16 protein-coding genes and 1 riboswitch are annotated in these 15,711 nt (G+C 73.8%); of the genes, 8 read left to right on the forward strand and 8 right to left on the reverse strand.

What is annotated here, in order from left to right; all coding sequences use genetic code 11:
- Positions 1 to 87: 87 nt before the first annotated feature.
- From ACE1OA_RS25465 to thiO, 3 genes are all read right to left on the reverse strand, one after another.
- Positions 88 to 882, reverse strand: a complete 795-nt coding sequence (locus tag ACE1OA_RS25465; protein ID WP_432753441.1) for a thiazole synthase — start codon at positions 880 to 882, stop codon at positions 88 to 90.
- Between the two features lie 3 nt (positions 883 to 885).
- Entirely contained in the window at positions 886 to 1,086 is a 201-nt protein-coding gene (gene thiS / locus ACE1OA_RS25470) for a sulfur carrier protein ThiS (protein ID WP_432753442.1), read from the reverse strand.
- Positions 1,083 to 2,261, reverse strand: coding sequence for a glycine oxidase ThiO (gene thiO / locus ACE1OA_RS25475; RefSeq protein ID WP_432753443.1), 1,179 nt, complete (start codon positions 2,259 to 2,261; stop codon positions 1,083 to 1,085). Before thiO ends, thiS begins: the two co-directional genes overlap by 4 nt.
- Positions 2,259 to 2,372: riboswitch (TPP riboswitch) on the reverse strand. Its footprint overlaps the gene before it by 3 nt.
- Before the next feature lie 132 nt (positions 2,373 to 2,504).
- On the opposite strand from thiO, the gene ACE1OA_RS25480 reads away from it, so the two are divergent.
- From ACE1OA_RS25480 to ACE1OA_RS25500, 5 genes are all read left to right on the forward strand, one after another.
- Positions 2,505 to 3,668 carry an NAD(P)/FAD-dependent oxidoreductase gene (locus ACE1OA_RS25480; RefSeq protein ID WP_432754095.1) on the forward strand — a complete coding sequence of 388 codons (1,164 nt, stop codon included), beginning with the start codon at positions 2,505 to 2,507 and terminating at the stop codon, positions 3,666 to 3,668.
- A gap of 280 nt (positions 3,669 to 3,948) precedes the next feature.
- Complete coding sequence (locus ACE1OA_RS25485) at positions 3,949 to 4,314, forward strand: Rv2175c family DNA-binding protein (RefSeq protein WP_147977623.1); 366 nt, start codon at positions 3,949 to 3,951, stop codon at positions 4,312 to 4,314.
- An 87-nt stretch (positions 4,315 to 4,401) separates the two neighbouring features.
- On the forward strand, positions 4,402 to 5,085 hold the full coding sequence (gene thiE, locus ACE1OA_RS25490; protein ID WP_356603257.1) for a thiamine phosphate synthase: 684 nt from the start codon (positions 4,402 to 4,404) through the stop codon (positions 5,083 to 5,085).
- Positions 5,086 to 5,223: 138 nt separating this feature from the next.
- Positions 5,224 to 6,141 carry a methylenetetrahydrofolate reductase [NAD(P)H] gene (metF, locus tag ACE1OA_RS25495; RefSeq protein WP_356603259.1) on the forward strand — a complete coding sequence of 306 codons (918 nt, stop codon included), beginning with the start codon at positions 5,224 to 5,226 and terminating at the stop codon, positions 6,139 to 6,141.
- A gap of 51 nt (positions 6,142 to 6,192) precedes the next feature.
- Complete coding sequence (locus ACE1OA_RS25500; RefSeq protein ID WP_356776375.1) at positions 6,193 to 7,005, forward strand: hypothetical protein; 813 nt, start codon at positions 6,193 to 6,195, stop codon at positions 7,003 to 7,005.
- 37 nt (positions 7,006 to 7,042) lie between these two features.
- Here the strand turns inward: ACE1OA_RS25500 and ACE1OA_RS25505 are convergent, their stop codons facing one another.
- The 5 genes from ACE1OA_RS25505 to ACE1OA_RS25525 form a co-directional block, all read right to left on the reverse strand.
- The gene (locus ACE1OA_RS25505) at positions 7,043 to 8,476 is read right to left on the reverse strand and encodes a phytoene desaturase family protein (protein WP_432753444.1); all 1,434 of its coding nucleotides are present in this window, start codon (positions 8,474 to 8,476) and stop codon (positions 7,043 to 7,045) included.
- A gap of 35 nt (positions 8,477 to 8,511) precedes the next feature.
- Entirely contained in the window at positions 8,512 to 9,135 is a 624-nt protein-coding gene (locus ACE1OA_RS25510) for a DUF4126 domain-containing protein (protein ID WP_384874879.1), read from the reverse strand.
- 363 nt (positions 9,136 to 9,498) lie between these two features.
- Positions 9,499 to 10,107: a TetR/AcrR family transcriptional regulator gene (locus tag ACE1OA_RS25515; protein WP_356603267.1), complete on the reverse strand. Its 609-nt coding sequence runs from the start codon at positions 10,105 to 10,107 to the stop codon at positions 9,499 to 9,501.
- A gap of 29 nt (positions 10,108 to 10,136) precedes the next feature.
- Positions 10,137 to 12,224: a YhgE/Pip family protein gene (locus ACE1OA_RS25520; RefSeq protein ID WP_432753445.1), complete on the reverse strand. Its 2,088-nt coding sequence runs from the start codon at positions 12,222 to 12,224 to the stop codon at positions 10,137 to 10,139.
- Entirely contained in the window at positions 12,196 to 13,239 is a 1,044-nt protein-coding gene (locus ACE1OA_RS25525) for an ATP-binding cassette domain-containing protein (RefSeq protein ID WP_432753446.1), read from the reverse strand. Before ACE1OA_RS25525 ends, ACE1OA_RS25520 begins: the two co-directional genes overlap by 29 nt.
- A gap of 167 nt (positions 13,240 to 13,406) precedes the next feature.
- Between ACE1OA_RS25525 and ACE1OA_RS25530 the strand changes: the two genes are divergently transcribed.
- The 3 genes from ACE1OA_RS25530 (at position 13,407) to ACE1OA_RS25540 (ending at position 15,497) form a co-directional block, all read left to right on the forward strand.
- Entirely contained in the window at positions 13,407 to 13,937 is a 531-nt protein-coding gene (locus tag ACE1OA_RS25530; RefSeq protein ID WP_356603273.1) for an SAV_6107 family HEPN domain-containing protein, read from the forward strand.
- Between the two features lie 67 nt (positions 13,938 to 14,004).
- Positions 14,005 to 14,793, forward strand: coding sequence for a methyltransferase (locus tag ACE1OA_RS25535; RefSeq protein ID WP_356603275.1), 789 nt, complete (start codon positions 14,005 to 14,007; stop codon positions 14,791 to 14,793).
- 305 nt (positions 14,794 to 15,098) lie between these two features.
- On the forward strand, positions 15,099 to 15,497 hold the full coding sequence (locus ACE1OA_RS25540; RefSeq protein WP_356603277.1) for a DUF3040 domain-containing protein: 399 nt from the start codon (positions 15,099 to 15,101) through the stop codon (positions 15,495 to 15,497).
- Positions 15,498 to 15,711 lie beyond the last annotated feature (214 nt).

Raw genomic sequence — 15,711 nt, forward strand, 5'->3', positions numbered from 1 at the left:
AGCCGAGCTGTGACGGCGCGGGGACCCGGGACACCCGTCCCCGGCGGGCCGCGGGGGCGGCGCTCCGCCCCCGCGGCACCCCCGTCGTCAGAACGCCGGGCGCTCCGGATCCAGGTGCGCCCGGCCCCCGGTCGGCGAGGACGCCTCGGCGAAGTGGCGGCGGGGGATGCGGCCCGCCCGGCGGGCCAGCCGGCCCGCCTCCACGGCGTGCCGCATCGCCTCCGCCATCAGCACCGGCTCCTGCGCCCGGGTCACCGCGGAGGCGAGCATCACCGCCGCGCAGCCCAGCTCCATCGCGAGCGCCGCGTCCGATGCCGTCCCGGCCCCCGCGTCCAGGATGACCGGCACCTGCGCGCGCTCCACGATCAGGGAGAAGTTGTGCGGGTTGCGGATCCCGAGCCCGGAGCCGATGGGCGAGCCCAGCGGCATGATCGCCGCGCACCCGACGTCCTCCAGCTTCTTCGCGAGGACCGGATCGTCGTTGGTGTACGGCAGCACCGTGAAGCCGTCGTCGACCAGGATCTCCGCCGCGTCGAGCAGCTCCACCGCGTCCGGCAGCAGGGTCCGCTCGTCGGCGACGACCTCCAGCTTGATCCAGTCGGTGCCCAGCGCCTCGCGGGCGAGCCGGGCCGTCAGCACGGCCTCGCCCGCGGTGAAGCAGCCCGCCGTGTTGGGCAGGACCCGGATGCCCAGCCGGTCCAGGACGGACAGCACCGAGCCCTGCACCGTCGGGTCGAGCCGCCGCATCGCGACCGTCGTGAGCTCGGTGCCGCTGGCGACCAGCGAGCGCTCCAGCACGTCGAGGCTGGGCGCCCCGCCCGTGCCCATGATCAGGCGCGAGGTGAACTCCGTGCCGCCGAGGACGAGGAGATCGTCGGACATGGCTCAGCCTCCCTGCACCGCGGTGAGGACCTCGACCCGGTCGCCCTCGCCGAGGAGCGTCGCGGACCACCGGCTGCGCGGCACGACCGCCTCGTTGACCGCCGCGGCCACGCCGGCGGGCGCCGTGGTCAGGGTGGCGACCAGGACGTCGAGGGAGAGGGGGCCGGCGAGCACGCGCGGCTCCCCGTTCACGGAGACGTTCATGCGGGCTGCTCCTGACGTGCGTGCACCAGGGGTGCGGGGGAGAAACGGCGGGGGGTGAAGGGGCGCGCCTCGTCCGGCAGCGTGCCGGTGGCCAGGGCCTCGGCCATGACGTCGCCCGTGACGGGAGTGAGCAGCACCCCGTTGCGGTAGTGGCCGGTGGCCAGAAGGAGGCCCGGCAGGGCGCTCGGGCCGAGCATCGGCGCGTTGTCCGGCGAGCCGGGGCGCAGACCGGCCCGGGTCTCGGTGAGCGGCAGTTCGGTGATGCCGGGCACCAGCTCGTGGGCGTCGCGCAGCAGCTCGTACACCCCGCCCGCGGTCACCGTCGTGTCCCAGCCCAGCTCCTCGCTGGTCGCGCCGACCACGAGCTCGCCGCTCTCGCGCGGCACCAGGTAGACGTGGCTGCCGCGGACGACGGCACGGACGGTCCGGGACAGGAACGGCGCGTACGCCGGCGGCACGGTGAGCCGCAGCACCTGGCCCTTCACCGGGCGTACGGGCGGCAGGACCTCGTCCGGTACACCGGCCAGCCGGCCGCTGAGGCTGCCGCCGGCCAGCACGACCTGGTCCGCGGGGAGCTCCGTCCCGTCGTCGAGCACCGCGCCCACGGCCTGGTCCCGGGCCAACGTCAGCCGTTCCGCGACCGCCCGGTGGAAGATCACGCCGGCCCGTTCGCAGGCGGTGACCAGGGCGGCGGCGAGCCGGCGCGGATCGACCTGGTGGTCGCCGTCGACCCGCAGCCCGCCCCGCACACCCGGTGCCAGCATCGGCTCCAGGCGCCGGGAGTCGCGCCCGCTGAGCCACTCCGACTCCAGGCCGCAGCGGGTCTGCAGCGCGTGCAGTTCCCGCAGGTGCGCGCGGTCGTCGGCGTCGAGCGCGACGGCGAGCGTGCCGCAGGCGCGGTAGCCGACGTCGTGCCCCGTGGCCTCGTGGAGTTCGGCGACGAACCCCGGATAGCGGCGCGCGGAGGCGAGGTTGAGGCCGAGCAGGGTCTCCTCGCCGTAGTGGAGCTCGGTGACGGCGGCGAGCATGCCCGCCGCCACGGCGGCGGCCCCGCCGCCCGGTTCGGGGTCGACGACGGCGGTGCGCAGTCCGCGCAGCGCGGTCCGCCAGGCCGTGACCAGGCCGATGATTCCGCCCCCGATGACGAGGACGTCCGATCCTGAACGTGGCTGCATGGGCGTCCAGCCCCTCCCTTCGCCGGCATGACCCGGATCAGGTTCGTACGGTCGGAGGCCGTCGCAGCCTCCCTCTCAGCCCGGTGCGTCCGGACTCCCGCGAGTGCTTTACGTCGGCCAGACTAGCCCCCGCCCCGTTCCGCTCCCAGGCCCACCCTTACTGACGGTTCGTCAGATGCGTAAGGTGGACGGGTGAGCGAGCAGAAGCAGTCATCGCAGCGCGTGGTCGTCGTGGGTGCCGGAATGGCAGGCGTGCAGACCGCCGTCGCCCTGCGCGAACAGGGCTTCACCGGCCCCGTCACCCTCATCGGCGCCGAGCCGCACCAGCCCTACGACCGGCCGCCGCTCTCCAAGGCGGTCCTCCTCGGCAAGGCCGAGGACTCCGCCTTCGACGTCGACTTCGAGGCGCTCGGCATCGGGCTGCGCCTCGGCCTGGACGTGACCGGTCTGCGCGCCGCCGACCACGAGATCGACACCGAGTCCGGCCCCGTCCCGTACGACGTCCTCGTCCTCGCCACCGGGGCCCGGCCCGTCACCCTGCCGGGCACCGAGGGCGTTCCCGGCGTCCACCTGCTGCGCACCCTGGACGACGCCGCCCGCCTCAAGCCCGTCCTGGAGCGGCGGCACGACATCGTGGTCGTCGGCGCGGGCTGGATCGGCGCCGAGTTCACCACCGCCGCGCGCGAGGCGGGGTGCGCCGTCACGGTCGTCGAGGCCGCCGAGCGGCCCCTGTTCGGCGCGCTGCCCGCCGAGGTCGCCGCGCCCATGGCCGGGTGGTACGCCGAGAGCGGCGCCGAACTCCTCACCCACGCGCGGGTGGCGGCGGTCGAACCCGGCCGCGCCGTCCTCGCCGACGGCCGGCACCTGCCCGCCGACGCGGTCGTCGTCGGCATCGGCGCGCGGCCCGCCACCGACTGGCTCGACGGCTCCGGCATCGCCCTCGACGCGGGCGGCTCCATCACCGCCGACGCGCGGCTGCGCACCTCGCTGCCCGATGTGTACGCCGTCGGCGACTGCGCCTCCTTCCCGTCCGCCCGCTACGGCGAACGGCTCCTGGTCCACCACTGGGACAACGCGCTGCAGGGCCCGCGCACGGTCGCGGCCGACATCGTCGGCGACGCCCCCGAGGACTACGACCCGGTCCCGTACTTCTGGTCCGAGCAGTTCGGCCGCTTCGTGCAGTACGCCGGCCACCACACCGGCGCCCGCGACCTCGTCCGCCGCGGCGACCCGGCCGGCGCCGCCTGGTCCGTGCTCTGGCTGCGCGACGGCGTGCTCGTCGCGCTGCTGGCCGTCGGGCGCCCGCGCGACCTGGCCCAGGGGCGCAAGCTGATCGAGGCGGGCGCCCGGCTCGACCCGGACCGCGCGGCCGACCCCGCCGTCCCCCTGAAGGCGGCGGCCGTCTAGGTCCTGTCCGGGCGGTCTTCGAGGATCGGCCCGCGGCGTCGGATGTGGTGCATCGCAAGGCGGAGGATCGCCCTCGTACTGGGCGTACTCGGGCGACTCCGACAACGCCGCGAGACGCCGCAGCCGTCGTCGCGGGCCCGAGAAGATCGCCCGGACAGGACCTGGGTCCTGTCCGAGAGGGAAGGGCCCAGTGCCCGGAATTCACCGATCCGGCCCGATCCGGAGGGACATCCACCGGGCCCGACTACCGGCTGTCAGCCCGGGATGGCAGGCTTGTCCCGTGACCGAGATTGACGCAAAGACCGATGCTCTCGTCCCCGCCTGGCTCTACCTCCCCGACATCGCGGAAATGCTCGACGTCGAGGTGACGCGCGTCCGGCAGCTGGTCAAGGAAGGCCAGCTCATCGCCGTGCGCCGCGGTGAGAACAGGGCGCTCCAGGTGCCTGCCGCCTTCATCCAGGGCGACAAGGTGGTCAAGGGTCTGGCCGGGACCCTGACGCTCCTGAAGGACGACGGCTTCACCGACGAAGAGATGCTGGAGTGGCTCTTCACTCCCGACCCCAGCCTGCCGGGCACGCCCGCGCAGGCCCTCAGCGAGAATCGCGGCACGGAGGTGAAGCGCCGCGCCCAGGCGCTCGCCGTCTGACGCACCGACGACACCACAGCAGGTTCCGTGGGGACCGGGCCACGCCCGGCCCCCACGGAACCGCCGCACCGACGGGGGGATCCACCCATGCCCACACCTCGCGCCCGGCTCGCCGACGCCCGGCTCTACCTGTGCACGGACGCCCGCAGGAGCCAGGGCGACCTGCCCGCGTTCCTCGACGCCGTGCTGTCGTCGGGTGTGGACATCGTGCAGCTGCGCGACAAGGGCATGGAGGCCGGTGAGGAGCTGGAACACCTCGCCGTGTTCGCCGACGCCTGCCGCCGCCACGGCAAGCTGCTCGCCGTGAACGACCGGGCCGACGTCGCCCACGCCATCGGCACCGATGTGCTGCACCTGGGGCAGGGCGACCTGCCGGTGCCCGCCGCCCGGGCGATTCTGGGCGACGGCGTCCTCGTCGGCCGCTCCTGCCACGCCGAGTCCGAGGTGGACGCGGCCGCCGCGGAGCCCGGTGTCGACTACTTCTGCACCGGACCCTGCTGGCCCACCCCCACCAAGCCGGGGCGGTACGCGCCGGGGCTCGGGCTCGTGCGGTACGCCGCCGCCCTGGAGCAGGACCGGCCGTGGTTCGCCATCGGCGGGATCGACGAGACCACCCTCGACGAGGTCCTCGACGCCGGCGCCCGCCGGATCGTCGTCGTCCGCGCGATCACCGAGGCCGACGACCCGGCCGCGGCGGCCGCCCGGCTCGCCAAGCGGGTCCGCGAGCGCACCGCCCGGACAGGACCTGGCCTCAGGACCCGAGTGTCTTGACGATCTTGCCGGGAGCCCGGCAAGATCGACGGGACGCTCCTGGATCCGCCCGGTATCGCCCTCCGGTCCCTGTCCAAAAACGTGTCCATTCTGCGGACCCGGCTTCTGCGGTGGGAGGACCACGTCTAACCTGCCCGTATGGCTCTCGGAACCGCTTCCACACGGTCGGATCGCGCCCGCACGGTGCGCGACATTCTCGCGTCCGGAAAGTGCTCGTACTCGTTCGAGTTCTTCGCGCCCCGCACGGAGAAGGGCGAGCGGAGCCTGTGGAAGGCGCTGCGCCATGTCGAGCAGGTCGGTCCGAGCTTCGTCTCCGTGACCTACGGTGCCGGCGGCTCCACCCGCGGCGGGACGGTCAAGGCCACCCAGGAGATCGCCGCAGACACCACCCTCACGCCCGTCGCCCACCTCACGGCGGTCGACCACTCGGTCGCCGAGCTGCGCAACGTCCTGGGGCAGTACGCCGACGCCGGCATCCGCAACATGCTCGCCCTGCGCGGCGACCCGCCCGGCGACCCGCTCGGCACCTGGGTCGAGCACCCCGAGGGCGTCCGCTACGCCGCCGACCTGGTCCGGCTGATCAAGGAGTCCGGCGACTTCTGCGTCGGCGTGGCCGCGTTCCCCGAGATGCACCCCCGTTCCGACGACTGGGACGCGGACATCCGGCACTTCGTGGACAAGTGCCGCGCCGGTGCCGACTACGCCATCACCCAGATGTTCTTCGACCCGGAGAGCTACCTGCGGATGCGTGACAGCGTCGAGAAGGCCGGCTGCGAGACGCCGATCATCCCCGAGGTCATGCCCGTGGTGAACGCCCGTACCCTGGACAGGCTGCCCCAGCTGAGCAACGCGGTCTTCCCCGGGGACGTGAAAGAACGGATCCTCGCCGTCAAGGACGATCCGACCGCTGTACGCTCCATTGGCATCGAGTTCGCGACGGAGTTCTGTGCGCGTCTGCTCTCCGAGGGTGTCCCCGGACTGCACTTCATCACGCTGAACAACTCCGCCGCGACGCTGGAGATCTACGAGAATCTCGGACTGCACGAGCAGTCGTGATCGGCGTACCCGCCCCCGACCCGCGGCGGTGGCCGTAGGAGAGGGGCGGGCATGGGGTGGACGGTCCTCTACATCGCGTTCGGTGTCGTCGCGTTGTGGCTGTTGGGTGAGGTACTGCTCCAGTACAAGGCGCGGCTGCGCTGGCGCCTGCTCGCGTTCAGCGGCTTCCTGGCGGTGGTCCTCGGCGTCCTGCTGCCGTCCGTCGCCGTGATCATCGCGGGGGCGATCGCCTTCGCGGTCGGACAGACCTACGTCACCCTGTCGTTCCGTCGCGGCTTCTCCACCGGCTGGGCGATCGGCGGGAGCCCGGGCGCGAGCCGTCGCCGCCGGTCGGGCCCGCCGGCCGAGGCGCGCCCCACCCTGGAGGTCACCGACCTCTCCTACGAGCCGGTGGAACCCGCGCCGGACGAGACCGCCGCGGTCTACGAGCCCGAGCCGATGCCCGAGGACACCGGCCAGTACGGCGTCTACGACCCCTCCTACGCCGGCGGTGCCCAGCAGGAGCAGCAGCCCGCCTACAGCGCGGGCTACGACTCCTACGGGGCGGGCTACGACCAGCAGGGCTACGACCCGTCGGCGTACCCGCAGCAGGGGTACGACTACGGCGCGGGCGGGCAGCAGCAGTACGCCGCCTACTCCGACCCGTACATCGGCCCGGGCACGGACGGCCAGCAGTACACCTCGTACGACTACGGCACGGGCGGCCAGCAGCAGTACGCCGCCTACCAGGACCCGTACGCCGCCTCGTACGGCTACGACACCCCGCCCGGCGGGGTGTGGGTGCCGCAGCAGCGGGAGGGCGAGCAGCCCCCGCAGCAGCCGGGCTACGAGCCGTACGACAACGACCAGCAGTACCGGTACTGACGGGCTCCGGGTCCGCCCCGCCCCGTGGGGCGGGGCGTCACTGCGAGCCGCGGAACTCCGCGCCCTCCACGATCAGGCCCGCGACCAGCGCCCCCGACATGCCCGCGTGGGCGAGCCCGCCGCCCGGGTGGGACCAGCCGCCGGCGAAGTACAGGCCGGGCAGCGCGGAGGCGTTGGCCGCCGGCAGGAAGGACCCGCGGTCGCCCGCGAGGGCGGGGCCGGGGACCTCGGCGACGCCCGTCTCCCGGCGGGTGTCCTCAGGGGTGCGGACCTCCTGCCACAGCAGCCGCCGGCGAAGGCCCGGAACGGCGGACCCGGCCGCCGTCACCATCTCCTCGGCGATCTCCGCCCAGTCGTGCTCCGGGTGGAGGCCCACGGTCGCGGTGACCGTGACCGCCTCGTGCTCGCCGTCGGGGCGCGCCGACGGGTCGTCGGGCCGCAGCACCGTCGTGGTGGGGTGTCCCCCGGTGCCGTGGACCACCGTCCGGTGCACGGCACCCGCCTCCCGCGCGCCGCGCAGGGCCAGACAGACCGTCAACCGCCCCGTCCGTCGGCCCCGGTCCCACGGCCGGTCGCCCCGGCTCTCCCGGCCCACGACGTGATGCCGGTACAGCGCGGGAACCGGCGCGCCCGCGACGACGTGGTCCGCCTCGGCCACCTCGCCGCCCGCCAGCTCGATCCCGGCGGCCCGGCCGTCCTTCTCCCGCACGCCGGTGACCTCGGCCCCGAAGACGAACTCCACCCGGCGCGCGAGGCACCGCTCGTACACGGCGTCCGCGAGCGCCCGGACGCCGCCCGTCACGTACCAGGTGCCGAAGGTCTGCTCCATGTACGGCAGGACGGCCGCCGACGCGGGGGCGCCGACCGGATCGAAGCCGTACGACCAGACGTAGGACTCCAGCAGCGCGATCAGCCGGGGGTCGCGCAGCTCCCGCGCTCCGACCTGGGCCAGGGCGGTGGTGCGGGACCGCAGGAACGGCGCCTTCAGGGCCGGGTAGGGCTCGCGGGCCGCCGCGGAGACGTCCGCGGCCTGCGGCTCCTCCAGCAGCGGGCGGCGGGTGCGGTCCCAGGTCTCGCGGGCACGGACCAGGAAGTCCCCCCAGCGCTCCCCGGCGCCGGCGCCGAGGGCCGCGTCCAGCGCGGACAGCGTGCCGGCGCGCGAGGCGTTGGGCAGGTCGACCCGGGTGCCGTCGGCGAAGACGTGCCGGCTCGCCGGGTCGACCTGCGTCAGCGTGACGCGGTCCTCCAGCGGCTCCTTGCCCGTCTTGACGAACAGGTCACGGTAGACGGCGGGCAGATGCAGCAACTGGGGGCCGGTGTCGAAGGCGAAGCCGTCCCGCTCGAAGCGGCCGACGCCGCCGCCGTACGTCGCCGCGCGCTCGTACACCGTCACCCGGTGGCCGGCCACGGCCAGCCGGGCCGCAGCCGCCATGGCGCCCATCCCGGCGCCGATCACCACAATCCGTGCCATGCCAGGGACCCTATCCGCCCCCGCCGGCACCCCGGTCAGCCGGGCGGTCCCGGAACCCGGGCCCCCGCCGCCGCGAGCCGCCGCTCCTCACGGCGCTGCGCCCTGCGGCGCAGGAAACGGCGGATCCGGTGGGCGAGGAAGCCCAGTATCACCAGCCCGAGCAGCAGCAGGACGGCCGCGATGACCGCCGCCGCCTGCGGGTTGAAGATCGCGAAGGTGACGATCCCCGCCACCCCGAGATCCTCGGCCAGGCTGAGGGTGATGTTGGAGAACGGTTCCGGCGAGGTGTTGACCGCCATCCGGGTCCCGGCCTTGACGACATGGCTCAGCAGGGCGGTCGTCCCGCCGACCGCGCCCGCGGCCAGCTCCGGCAGCGACCCCGACTGTCCGGCGAGCAGGGCACCCACGACGGCGCCGGCGATCGGCCGGATCACCGTGTGGACGGAGTCCCAGACCGAGTCGACGTAGGGGATCTTGTCCGCCACCGCCTCGCAGAGGAAGAGCACCCCGGCGGCGATCAGCACGTCGGTGCGCTCCAGCGACGCGGGCACCTCGTCGCTGAGGCCGGTGATGCCGAAGAGGCCGAGCAGCAGGACCACCGCGTAGGCGTTGATCCCGCTGGCCCAGCCGCTGGTGAAGACCAGGGGGAGTACGGACACGGTCGCGATCGTAGTCAGGCCGCGACGCCCGCGCGTGGGCATCGGCACGGACGGCTGAGTACCCGTACCTAGGCGGCGAGATGAGTAGTTGCGCGGATGGGCTTCGACCTGCGCGGACGGCAGAGTGGAGGCAACGGAAGGGGCGCGGCTCCGCACCGCCGGCACGGGGCGGCGGAGCGGGGTCGCGCACCTGCCGGCACGGGGGTGCACGGGGGCACGGGGGTGCTCACGGGGGAAGTGGAAAAGAAGAGCGCCGGTTCGGCGAGGCTCGGGGGGATCGAGCCTCGCAGGACCGGCGCTCTTCTCGTGCTCCGCCCGGCTCGGGCCGGCGGCGGGGGAGCCGACCCGCGCGGAGCGGGAGGTTCAGCAGCCGCTCACCCGGCCGTGCAGCAGGCGGGACAGCGCGCTGTGGACGTCGTCGATCGAGCGTTCGCTCTGGAAGGCCTGCCAGTCCAGCGCGGCCACCAGGACCATGCCGACCAGCGCCGCCGCTGTGAGCGGGATGTCGATCTCCCCGCTCAGCTCGCCGGCCTCGACGCCGTCGCGGAGCACGCCCTCCACCACCGCGACCGCCTGCTGGCGGACCACCAGGAGGGTGGAGTTCCACGCCCGGTTGGTGCGCCAGAGCTCGGCCACGTACAGCTGGGTGAAGGCCGGGTAGCGGTCGATGAAGACCAGACCGGCCCGGATCATCGCGTCCAGCGCGTCGACCCGGCTGCCCCCTCGTTCCGCCGTCTCCTCGGCCGCGTCCCGCAGCGAGGCGGTGAGCAGGCCGACACCGTGCCGCAGCAGCTCCTCGAAGAGCTCGGTCTTGCTCTTGAAGTTGTAGTAGACCGTGCCCTTGGCGACGCCCGCGCGCTCGGCGATCTCGTCCACCGTCGTCGCCGAGAAGCCCTGCTCGGCGATGAGGGTGACGGCGGCCTCGTAGAGCTTCGCGCGCGTGGCCCGGCGTCTGGTGCTGCTGCTGTCCATGGGACCGATTCTCACAGGTCCGGCGGGAGTCACAGGGACAGTTCCGGGTGGAGCCGGTCCATCGTCCACACCTGCTTGCGCCGGGCCGAGACGGCCGTCAGCGCCAGCGCGCCCACCGTGAACGCGGTCAGGACCGCCACCGCCTGCCAGACCGGCCCCATGCCGCCGCCCGTGATCAGCCGCCGCAGCGCCTCGACCACGTGGGTCATCGGCAGGAACGGGTGGATCGCGTTGAAGAACCCGGGGCTGGTCTGCACCGGGTAGGTGCCGCCCGCCGAGGTGAGCTGCAGCATCAGGACCGCGAGCACCAGGATCCGGCCCGCCGCGCCGAAGCGGGCGTTGAGCCACTGGATGATCGCCGCGAAGCAGCAGGTCACCAGGCCGAGGAAGCCGACCGTGCCGGCCGCCCTGGCCATCTGCAGGCCCAGCCCCCAGTGCAGCACGGACATCAGCGCCGCGACCTGGAGCACTCCGATCGCCGCGACCGGGAGCCAGCCGGCCAGGGCGATCCGCCAGGCGGACGCTCCGGCCGCGAGGGCGCGCCGGTTGAGCGGCTGGATCAGCATGTACGCCACCATCGCGCCGACCCAGAGGGAGAGCGGGATGAAGTACGGGGCGAAACCGGTGCCGTAGTTGGGCGCCTTGTGCAGCGACTGGGAGGCGAGCTCCACCGGGTCGGCCATGACCTCGGTGCGGCGGTCGCGGTCCTGCTTGTCGTAGTCGGGGATCTTCTCGACGCCGTCGTGGAGGCCGGTGGCGAGCTCCCCGGAGCCGTCGGCCAGCTTGAACAGGCCGCCGTCGAGCTCGCCCGCGCCCTTCTTGAGCCGGCCGACACCGGAGTCGAGACCGGCCGAGCCCGTCTTGGCGCTGGTGAGCCCGGTGTGCAGGGTGTCGGCACCCTTGGCGACCTTGTGCGCGCCCGAGTTGAGGTCGTTGATCTTCTTGACCGCGCCCTCGAGGTCCTCGTCCAGGTGCGGCGCGGCCTTGGCCAGCGCGTCCGCCTGCTTCTGCAGCGTGGCCAGCTGCCCGTCGAGCTTCTTCAGGTCGCCCGTGTTGTCCTTGGTCAGCTCGTGCAGGTCGTCGGCGATCTTCGCCACGTCGTCCGCGCTGACCTTGGCCTCCTTGAGGACGGGGCAGGCCTTGGGGTCGGGCAGGGGGTTGTCGACGCACTCCTTCTTGTACAGCGCCTCCAGCTTGTCGTCGGCGATGTGCGCGGCGCTGCGGGCGAGGGGCGCGCGCCGCACCAGGTCGTCCAGGTCGTGGCGGACGGCCTGTACGGAGTGGGAGACCAGACGGGCGGTGTCACCGATCGACTTGCCGTTGTCCTTCAGGAACGGGCGGATCCGACCGGCGGTGCCGTTGACCTTGTCGGCGAGCGCCTGGGTGCCGCCGGCCACCTGCCGGGAGCCGGTCTCCAGGTCGCCCGCGCCCTTGTCGAGCTTCTTGAGGCCGGAGGCGAGGTCGCCACTGCCCTTCTTGGCGTCCTTCAGACCGTCGGCGAGGCTCTTGGAGCCCTTCTTCGCCTTGTCCACGCCGTCCTTGACCTGGCCGGCGCCCTTGGCCGCCTCCGCCGTCGCGTCGTGGATGTCGGAGAAGGAGATGAAGATCCGGTCGAGGAAGCTGCGCGAGGACTTGGTGGAGGCGGCGGTGCGGACCTCGGAGAACACCGTGCGGGAGATCTGCCCGACGATGTAGTTGTTGCCGTCGTTCGTCCGCACCTTCAGGGCCCCGGTCTCGGGGGCGTCGCCGGAGCTGGAGGCGATCCGCGAGCTGAAGTCGCCGGGCATGGTCAGGGAGAGGTAGTACGTCCCGTCCTCCACGCCGGCGGCGGCCTCCTCGTCGCTCACCTCGTGCCACTCGAAGACCGCGCTCTCGCGCAGGCCCTTGGTGATGTCCGCGCCGGCGTTGATCTTCTGGCCGCCGGCGGTGGCACCCCGGTCCTCGTTGACGAGCGCGACCGGGATCCGGTCGAGCCTGCTGTACGGGTCCCAGAAGGACCACAGGTACAGCGCGCCGTACAGCAGCGGCAGCAGCAGGATCGCGACGAGCGCGGCGCGCGGCAGCTTCCCCCTGCCGAAGCGCTTCAGCTCAAGCGCGGCCAGTCTCGGCGAACGCATCGCTCTCCCCCTCCTCGATGGTGTTCTCGGTGTCTTCGGTGTCTTCGGCGTCGTCGGTGCTGTCGGTCTCGTCGGTGGCCTGCGCGGCCGGCGTGTCCCCGCCGGACCGGGCGTCCGACGCGCCGCCGTCGGTGCCCGGCCGGTCCTCGTCGGCGGCCTGCGCGGAGGTGCCCGCCTCCGCCGCGTCCTGCGGCTCGTCGGTGGCCTGCGCGTCCGCGTCGTCCGTGTCGTCCGTGTCGTCCGTCTCGTCCGGGTCCTCGGCCCCGGTGCCCGTCGGTTCCCCGTCGGCGTCCGCCGACGCGCCGTCGCCCGCCGTGGTGGTGATCCGCAGGGCGCCCTCGGGTGCCTCGCTGCACACGGCCAGCACGGTCGTCCCCGCGTCGGCGACCGAGCGCAGCAGTGCCCAGGCCTCGGCCCGGTCGGCGTCCGAGAGCTTGAGGTCGGTGTCGTCCAGGGCCAGCACGCGGGGCCGGCCGATCAGCGCGAGGGCGACCGAGAGGCGCAGGGCCTCCAGCCGCTCCAGGTCCCGCACGGAGGTCCGGCCGGACTTGGGCAGGGCGTCCCGGTCGAGGCCGGCCGCCGCCAGTGCCTCGTCGATCCGGGCCCTGGTCGCGGCGGCCCGCTCGGCGGGGTGCCGCACCAGCGCGCGGACCGAGCCGTCGTAGCGGCGCTGGAGCAGAGCCCGCTCGCGCAGGTGCTCGTCGACGGTGAGCGCCGGGTCGAGGTCGCTGACGCCCGGCACGGGGCCCAGTGCGCTGATCCGGCGGACGGCGGCCATCCTGCGCGGCAGCCGCAGACCGGCGACCTCGGCGTGGCCCTCGTGTGCCTTCATCCGCCCGGTGAGGGCGAGCAGCAGACAGGTGCGGCCCGAGCCGGACGGTCCTTCGATCGCGACGAGCGAGCCGGGCTCGGCCCGCAGGCCGACCTCGCGGAAGACCCAGCCGCGCGGTCCCTTCAGCCCGAAGCCGTCCGCGACCACGGCGGCGCCGTGCGGCTCGTCCGGGTTCGCTTCCACGGACCCCCACCCCCAGATTCCCCTTTTGAACTGACCAGTCAGTTCAAAAACTTACCCCCGGATCCGCCCTGAAGGCAAAAGGTCCAGGTCAGCCGGATTGTCAGTGGCGGACTGCACGATGGATACACACGGCCACAGTGCCGTCACACGACGACAGGAGGCTCGTCATGACCAGCTCCTCAGCAGCAGCCGCGCCCCGGCGCCGCAGCACCGGTCGCCCTGCCCCCGCACTGGTCGGACCCCCGACCGACATCCACCCCGTCCTGCGCCGCGCCACCGCCCCGCCCGCCGCACTCGACCTGCTCGCCCAGGCCCGCGCCGGCATCGAGGAGGCCGCCGCCCTCGACCTGCCCCACGAGCGCTACGCCACGGCCCACCTCGCCGCGCTGCGCACCGCGGCCGCCGTGCTCGCCGCCCGCGGCCGGCCCGAGACCAGTCCCCGCAAGCGCGCCCGGATCCGGAGCGCCTGGGAAGTCCTCCCCGAGATAGCCCCCGAGCTGACGGAGTGGAGCGCGCTCTTCGCCTCGGGTGCCGAGCGCCGGGCCCGCGCCGAGGCGGGCATCGCCGCGGCGGCCGGCCGGCGGGACGCCGACGACCTGATCCGGGACGCCGCCATGTTCCTGCGCCTGGTCGAGCGGATGCTCGTCCTCCAGCCCGTACTGCCCCGCCAGCCCGGGGCGGACGACGCCGTGAGGTGAGCGGGGGGACGGCGCCCGAGGCCATAGGGTGGGGAGCGTTCGTACCCGTAGCGAGGAGTCAACAGCCGTGCCGGACCCTTCCCCTGTCTTCGGTCGAGAGGCGTCGTCGCGTCCGTCGCGCGCCTCCCTGCGCACCGCCGTCGTCTGGGACGTCCTGAAAGAGGCGCTCGACCGCCGGGCCAAGGCCACCGGGAAGGACGGCCTCGACGTCCTCGACACGGGCGGCGGCTCCGGCAACTTCGCGGTCCCGGTGGCCCGACTCGGCCACCGGGTCACCGTCGTCGACCCCAGCCCCAACGCCCTGTTCGCGCTGGAGCGCCGGGCCGCCGAGGCGGGCGTCGCCGATCGTGTCAGCGGCGTGCAGGGCGACGTGCGCGGCCTGTTCGACGTGGTCGAGCGGGAGGGGTACGACGCGGTGCTCTGCCACGGTGTCCTGGAGTACGTGGACGACCCGGCCGAGGGCGTGCGCAACGCGGTCGCCGCGCTCCGGCCCGGCGGCGCCCTCAGTCTGCTCGCCGCCGGCCTGGGCGGTGCCGTCCTCGCCCGCGCGCTGGCCGGCCACTTCAGCGAGGCCCGCCAGGCGCTGAGCGACCCCGCGGGCCGCTGGGGAGCAGGCGACCCGGTGCCCCGGCGCTTCACCGCCGAGCAGCTCACCGACCTGGCCGCGGAGGCCGGCCTGGACGTCGGCGCGGTGCACGGCGTGCGGATCTTCGCCGACCTGGTTCCCGGGGCCCTGGTCGACACCGAGCCCGGTGCCGCGGAGGCCCTGCTCAGGCTGGAGGAGGCCGCCGCCGAGCTGCCGTCCTTCCAGGCCATCGCCACCCAGCTGCACCTCCTGGGCGAGAAGCGCGCCTGACACCCGGCCGGCGGCACGCGGCCGGCCGGCCGGGGACGACAGCCCCCACCGTGCTGATCAGCGACGCAGCCGCACATGGAGTACGCCACAGGCCCCCCGATCGCGCCCGTGTCCCCGTATGATCGGGGGACACCATCCGGCATGACGGGCAGGGCCCTGGGGAATCAACGCCTCAGCAACCGAACCGCATGGCGGCCCGGATTGGCGATTTGGCGTTGAGGGCGGGTTTCACGGGGGCGAATCCCTGCCTATCCTGAAAGGGCCGCATACCGGTCGCCCCCGCGACCGACGACTAGGAGGACTCCGTGCCGCTCTCGGAGCACGAGCAGCGAATGCTCGAGCAGATGGAGCGAGCGCTGTACGCCGAAGATCCCAAGTTCGCGACAGCGCTCGAGGGAAGCGGACTGCGTACGTACACCCGGCGACGGGTCTACCAAGCGGTCGCCGGCTTCCTGGTGGGTATCGCGCTCCTCATGGCCGGAATGGTCGCTCAGCAGATCTGGATCAGCGTGGTGGGGTTCCTCGTCATGCTGGGCTGCGCGGTCCTGGCGGTCACCGGATGGCGCAAGGCGCCCAAGCCGGGCGAGCAGCAGGCGAGGGGCGGGGCGGCCGGCGGCCGTCAGGCCCGACAGCGCCGCTCGATGATGCACCGCATCGAGGAACGGTGGCAGCGCCGCCGGGACGAACAGCAGGACGGCCACTGACGGCCCCCTGAGCGGAGGAATCCCCTCCGACCACGACGACTCCGAGCCCCGAGGCCCGGCACCCCCAGGTGCCCCGGCCCCGGGGCTCGTCGTGTGTCCGGACCCACGGCTCCCACCGGAACCGCACGCGCGGACCGGCCGGCCTGCCAGCTGCCCTTCGGGGCGCCACGGACTCCGACGACCCCGTTCCGGCAGAGCGGCCGACGCCCGACCC

Source organism: Streptomyces sp. JL2001, assembly GCF_050917515.1.
GTDB lineage: Bacteria > Actinomycetota > Actinomycetes > Streptomycetales > Streptomycetaceae > Streptomyces.

Coding starts and splice junctions, on each gene's coding strand:
- ACE1OA_RS25505 (WP_432753444.1), bottom strand. CDS start 8,476: ATGGCACGGATTGTGGTGATCGGCGCCGGGATGGGCGCCATGGCGGCT.
- thiE (WP_356603257.1), top strand. CDS start 4,402: ATGCCCACACCTCGCGCCCGGCTCGCCGACGCCCGGCTCTACCTGTGC.
- ACE1OA_RS25465 (WP_432753441.1), bottom strand. CDS start 882: ATGTCCGACGATCTCCTCGTCCTCGGCGGCACGGAGTTCACCTCGCGC.
- metF (WP_356603259.1), top strand. CDS start 5,224: ATGGCTCTCGGAACCGCTTCCACACGGTCGGATCGCGCCCGCACGGTG.
- thiS (WP_432753442.1), bottom strand. CDS start 1,086: ATGAACGTCTCCGTGAACGGGGAGCCGCGCGTGCTCGCCGGCCCCCTC.
- ACE1OA_RS25530 (WP_356603273.1), top strand. CDS start 13,407: ATGACCAGCTCCTCAGCAGCAGCCGCGCCCCGGCGCCGCAGCACCGGT.
- ACE1OA_RS25520 (WP_432753445.1), bottom strand. CDS start 12,224: ATGCGTTCGCCGAGACTGGCCGCGCTTGAGCTGAAGCGCTTCGGCAGG.
- ACE1OA_RS25515 (WP_356603267.1), bottom strand. CDS start 10,107: ATGGACAGCAGCAGCACCAGACGCCGGGCCACGCGCGCGAAGCTCTAC.
- ACE1OA_RS25500 (WP_356776375.1), top strand. CDS start 6,193: ATGGGGTGGACGGTCCTCTACATCGCGTTCGGTGTCGTCGCGTTGTGG.
- thiO (WP_432753443.1), bottom strand. CDS start 2,261: ATGCAGCCACGTTCAGGATCGGACGTCCTCGTCATCGGGGGCGGAATC.
- ACE1OA_RS25480 (WP_432754095.1), top strand. CDS start 2,505: ATGGCAGGCGTGCAGACCGCCGTCGCCCTGCGCGAACAGGGCTTCACC.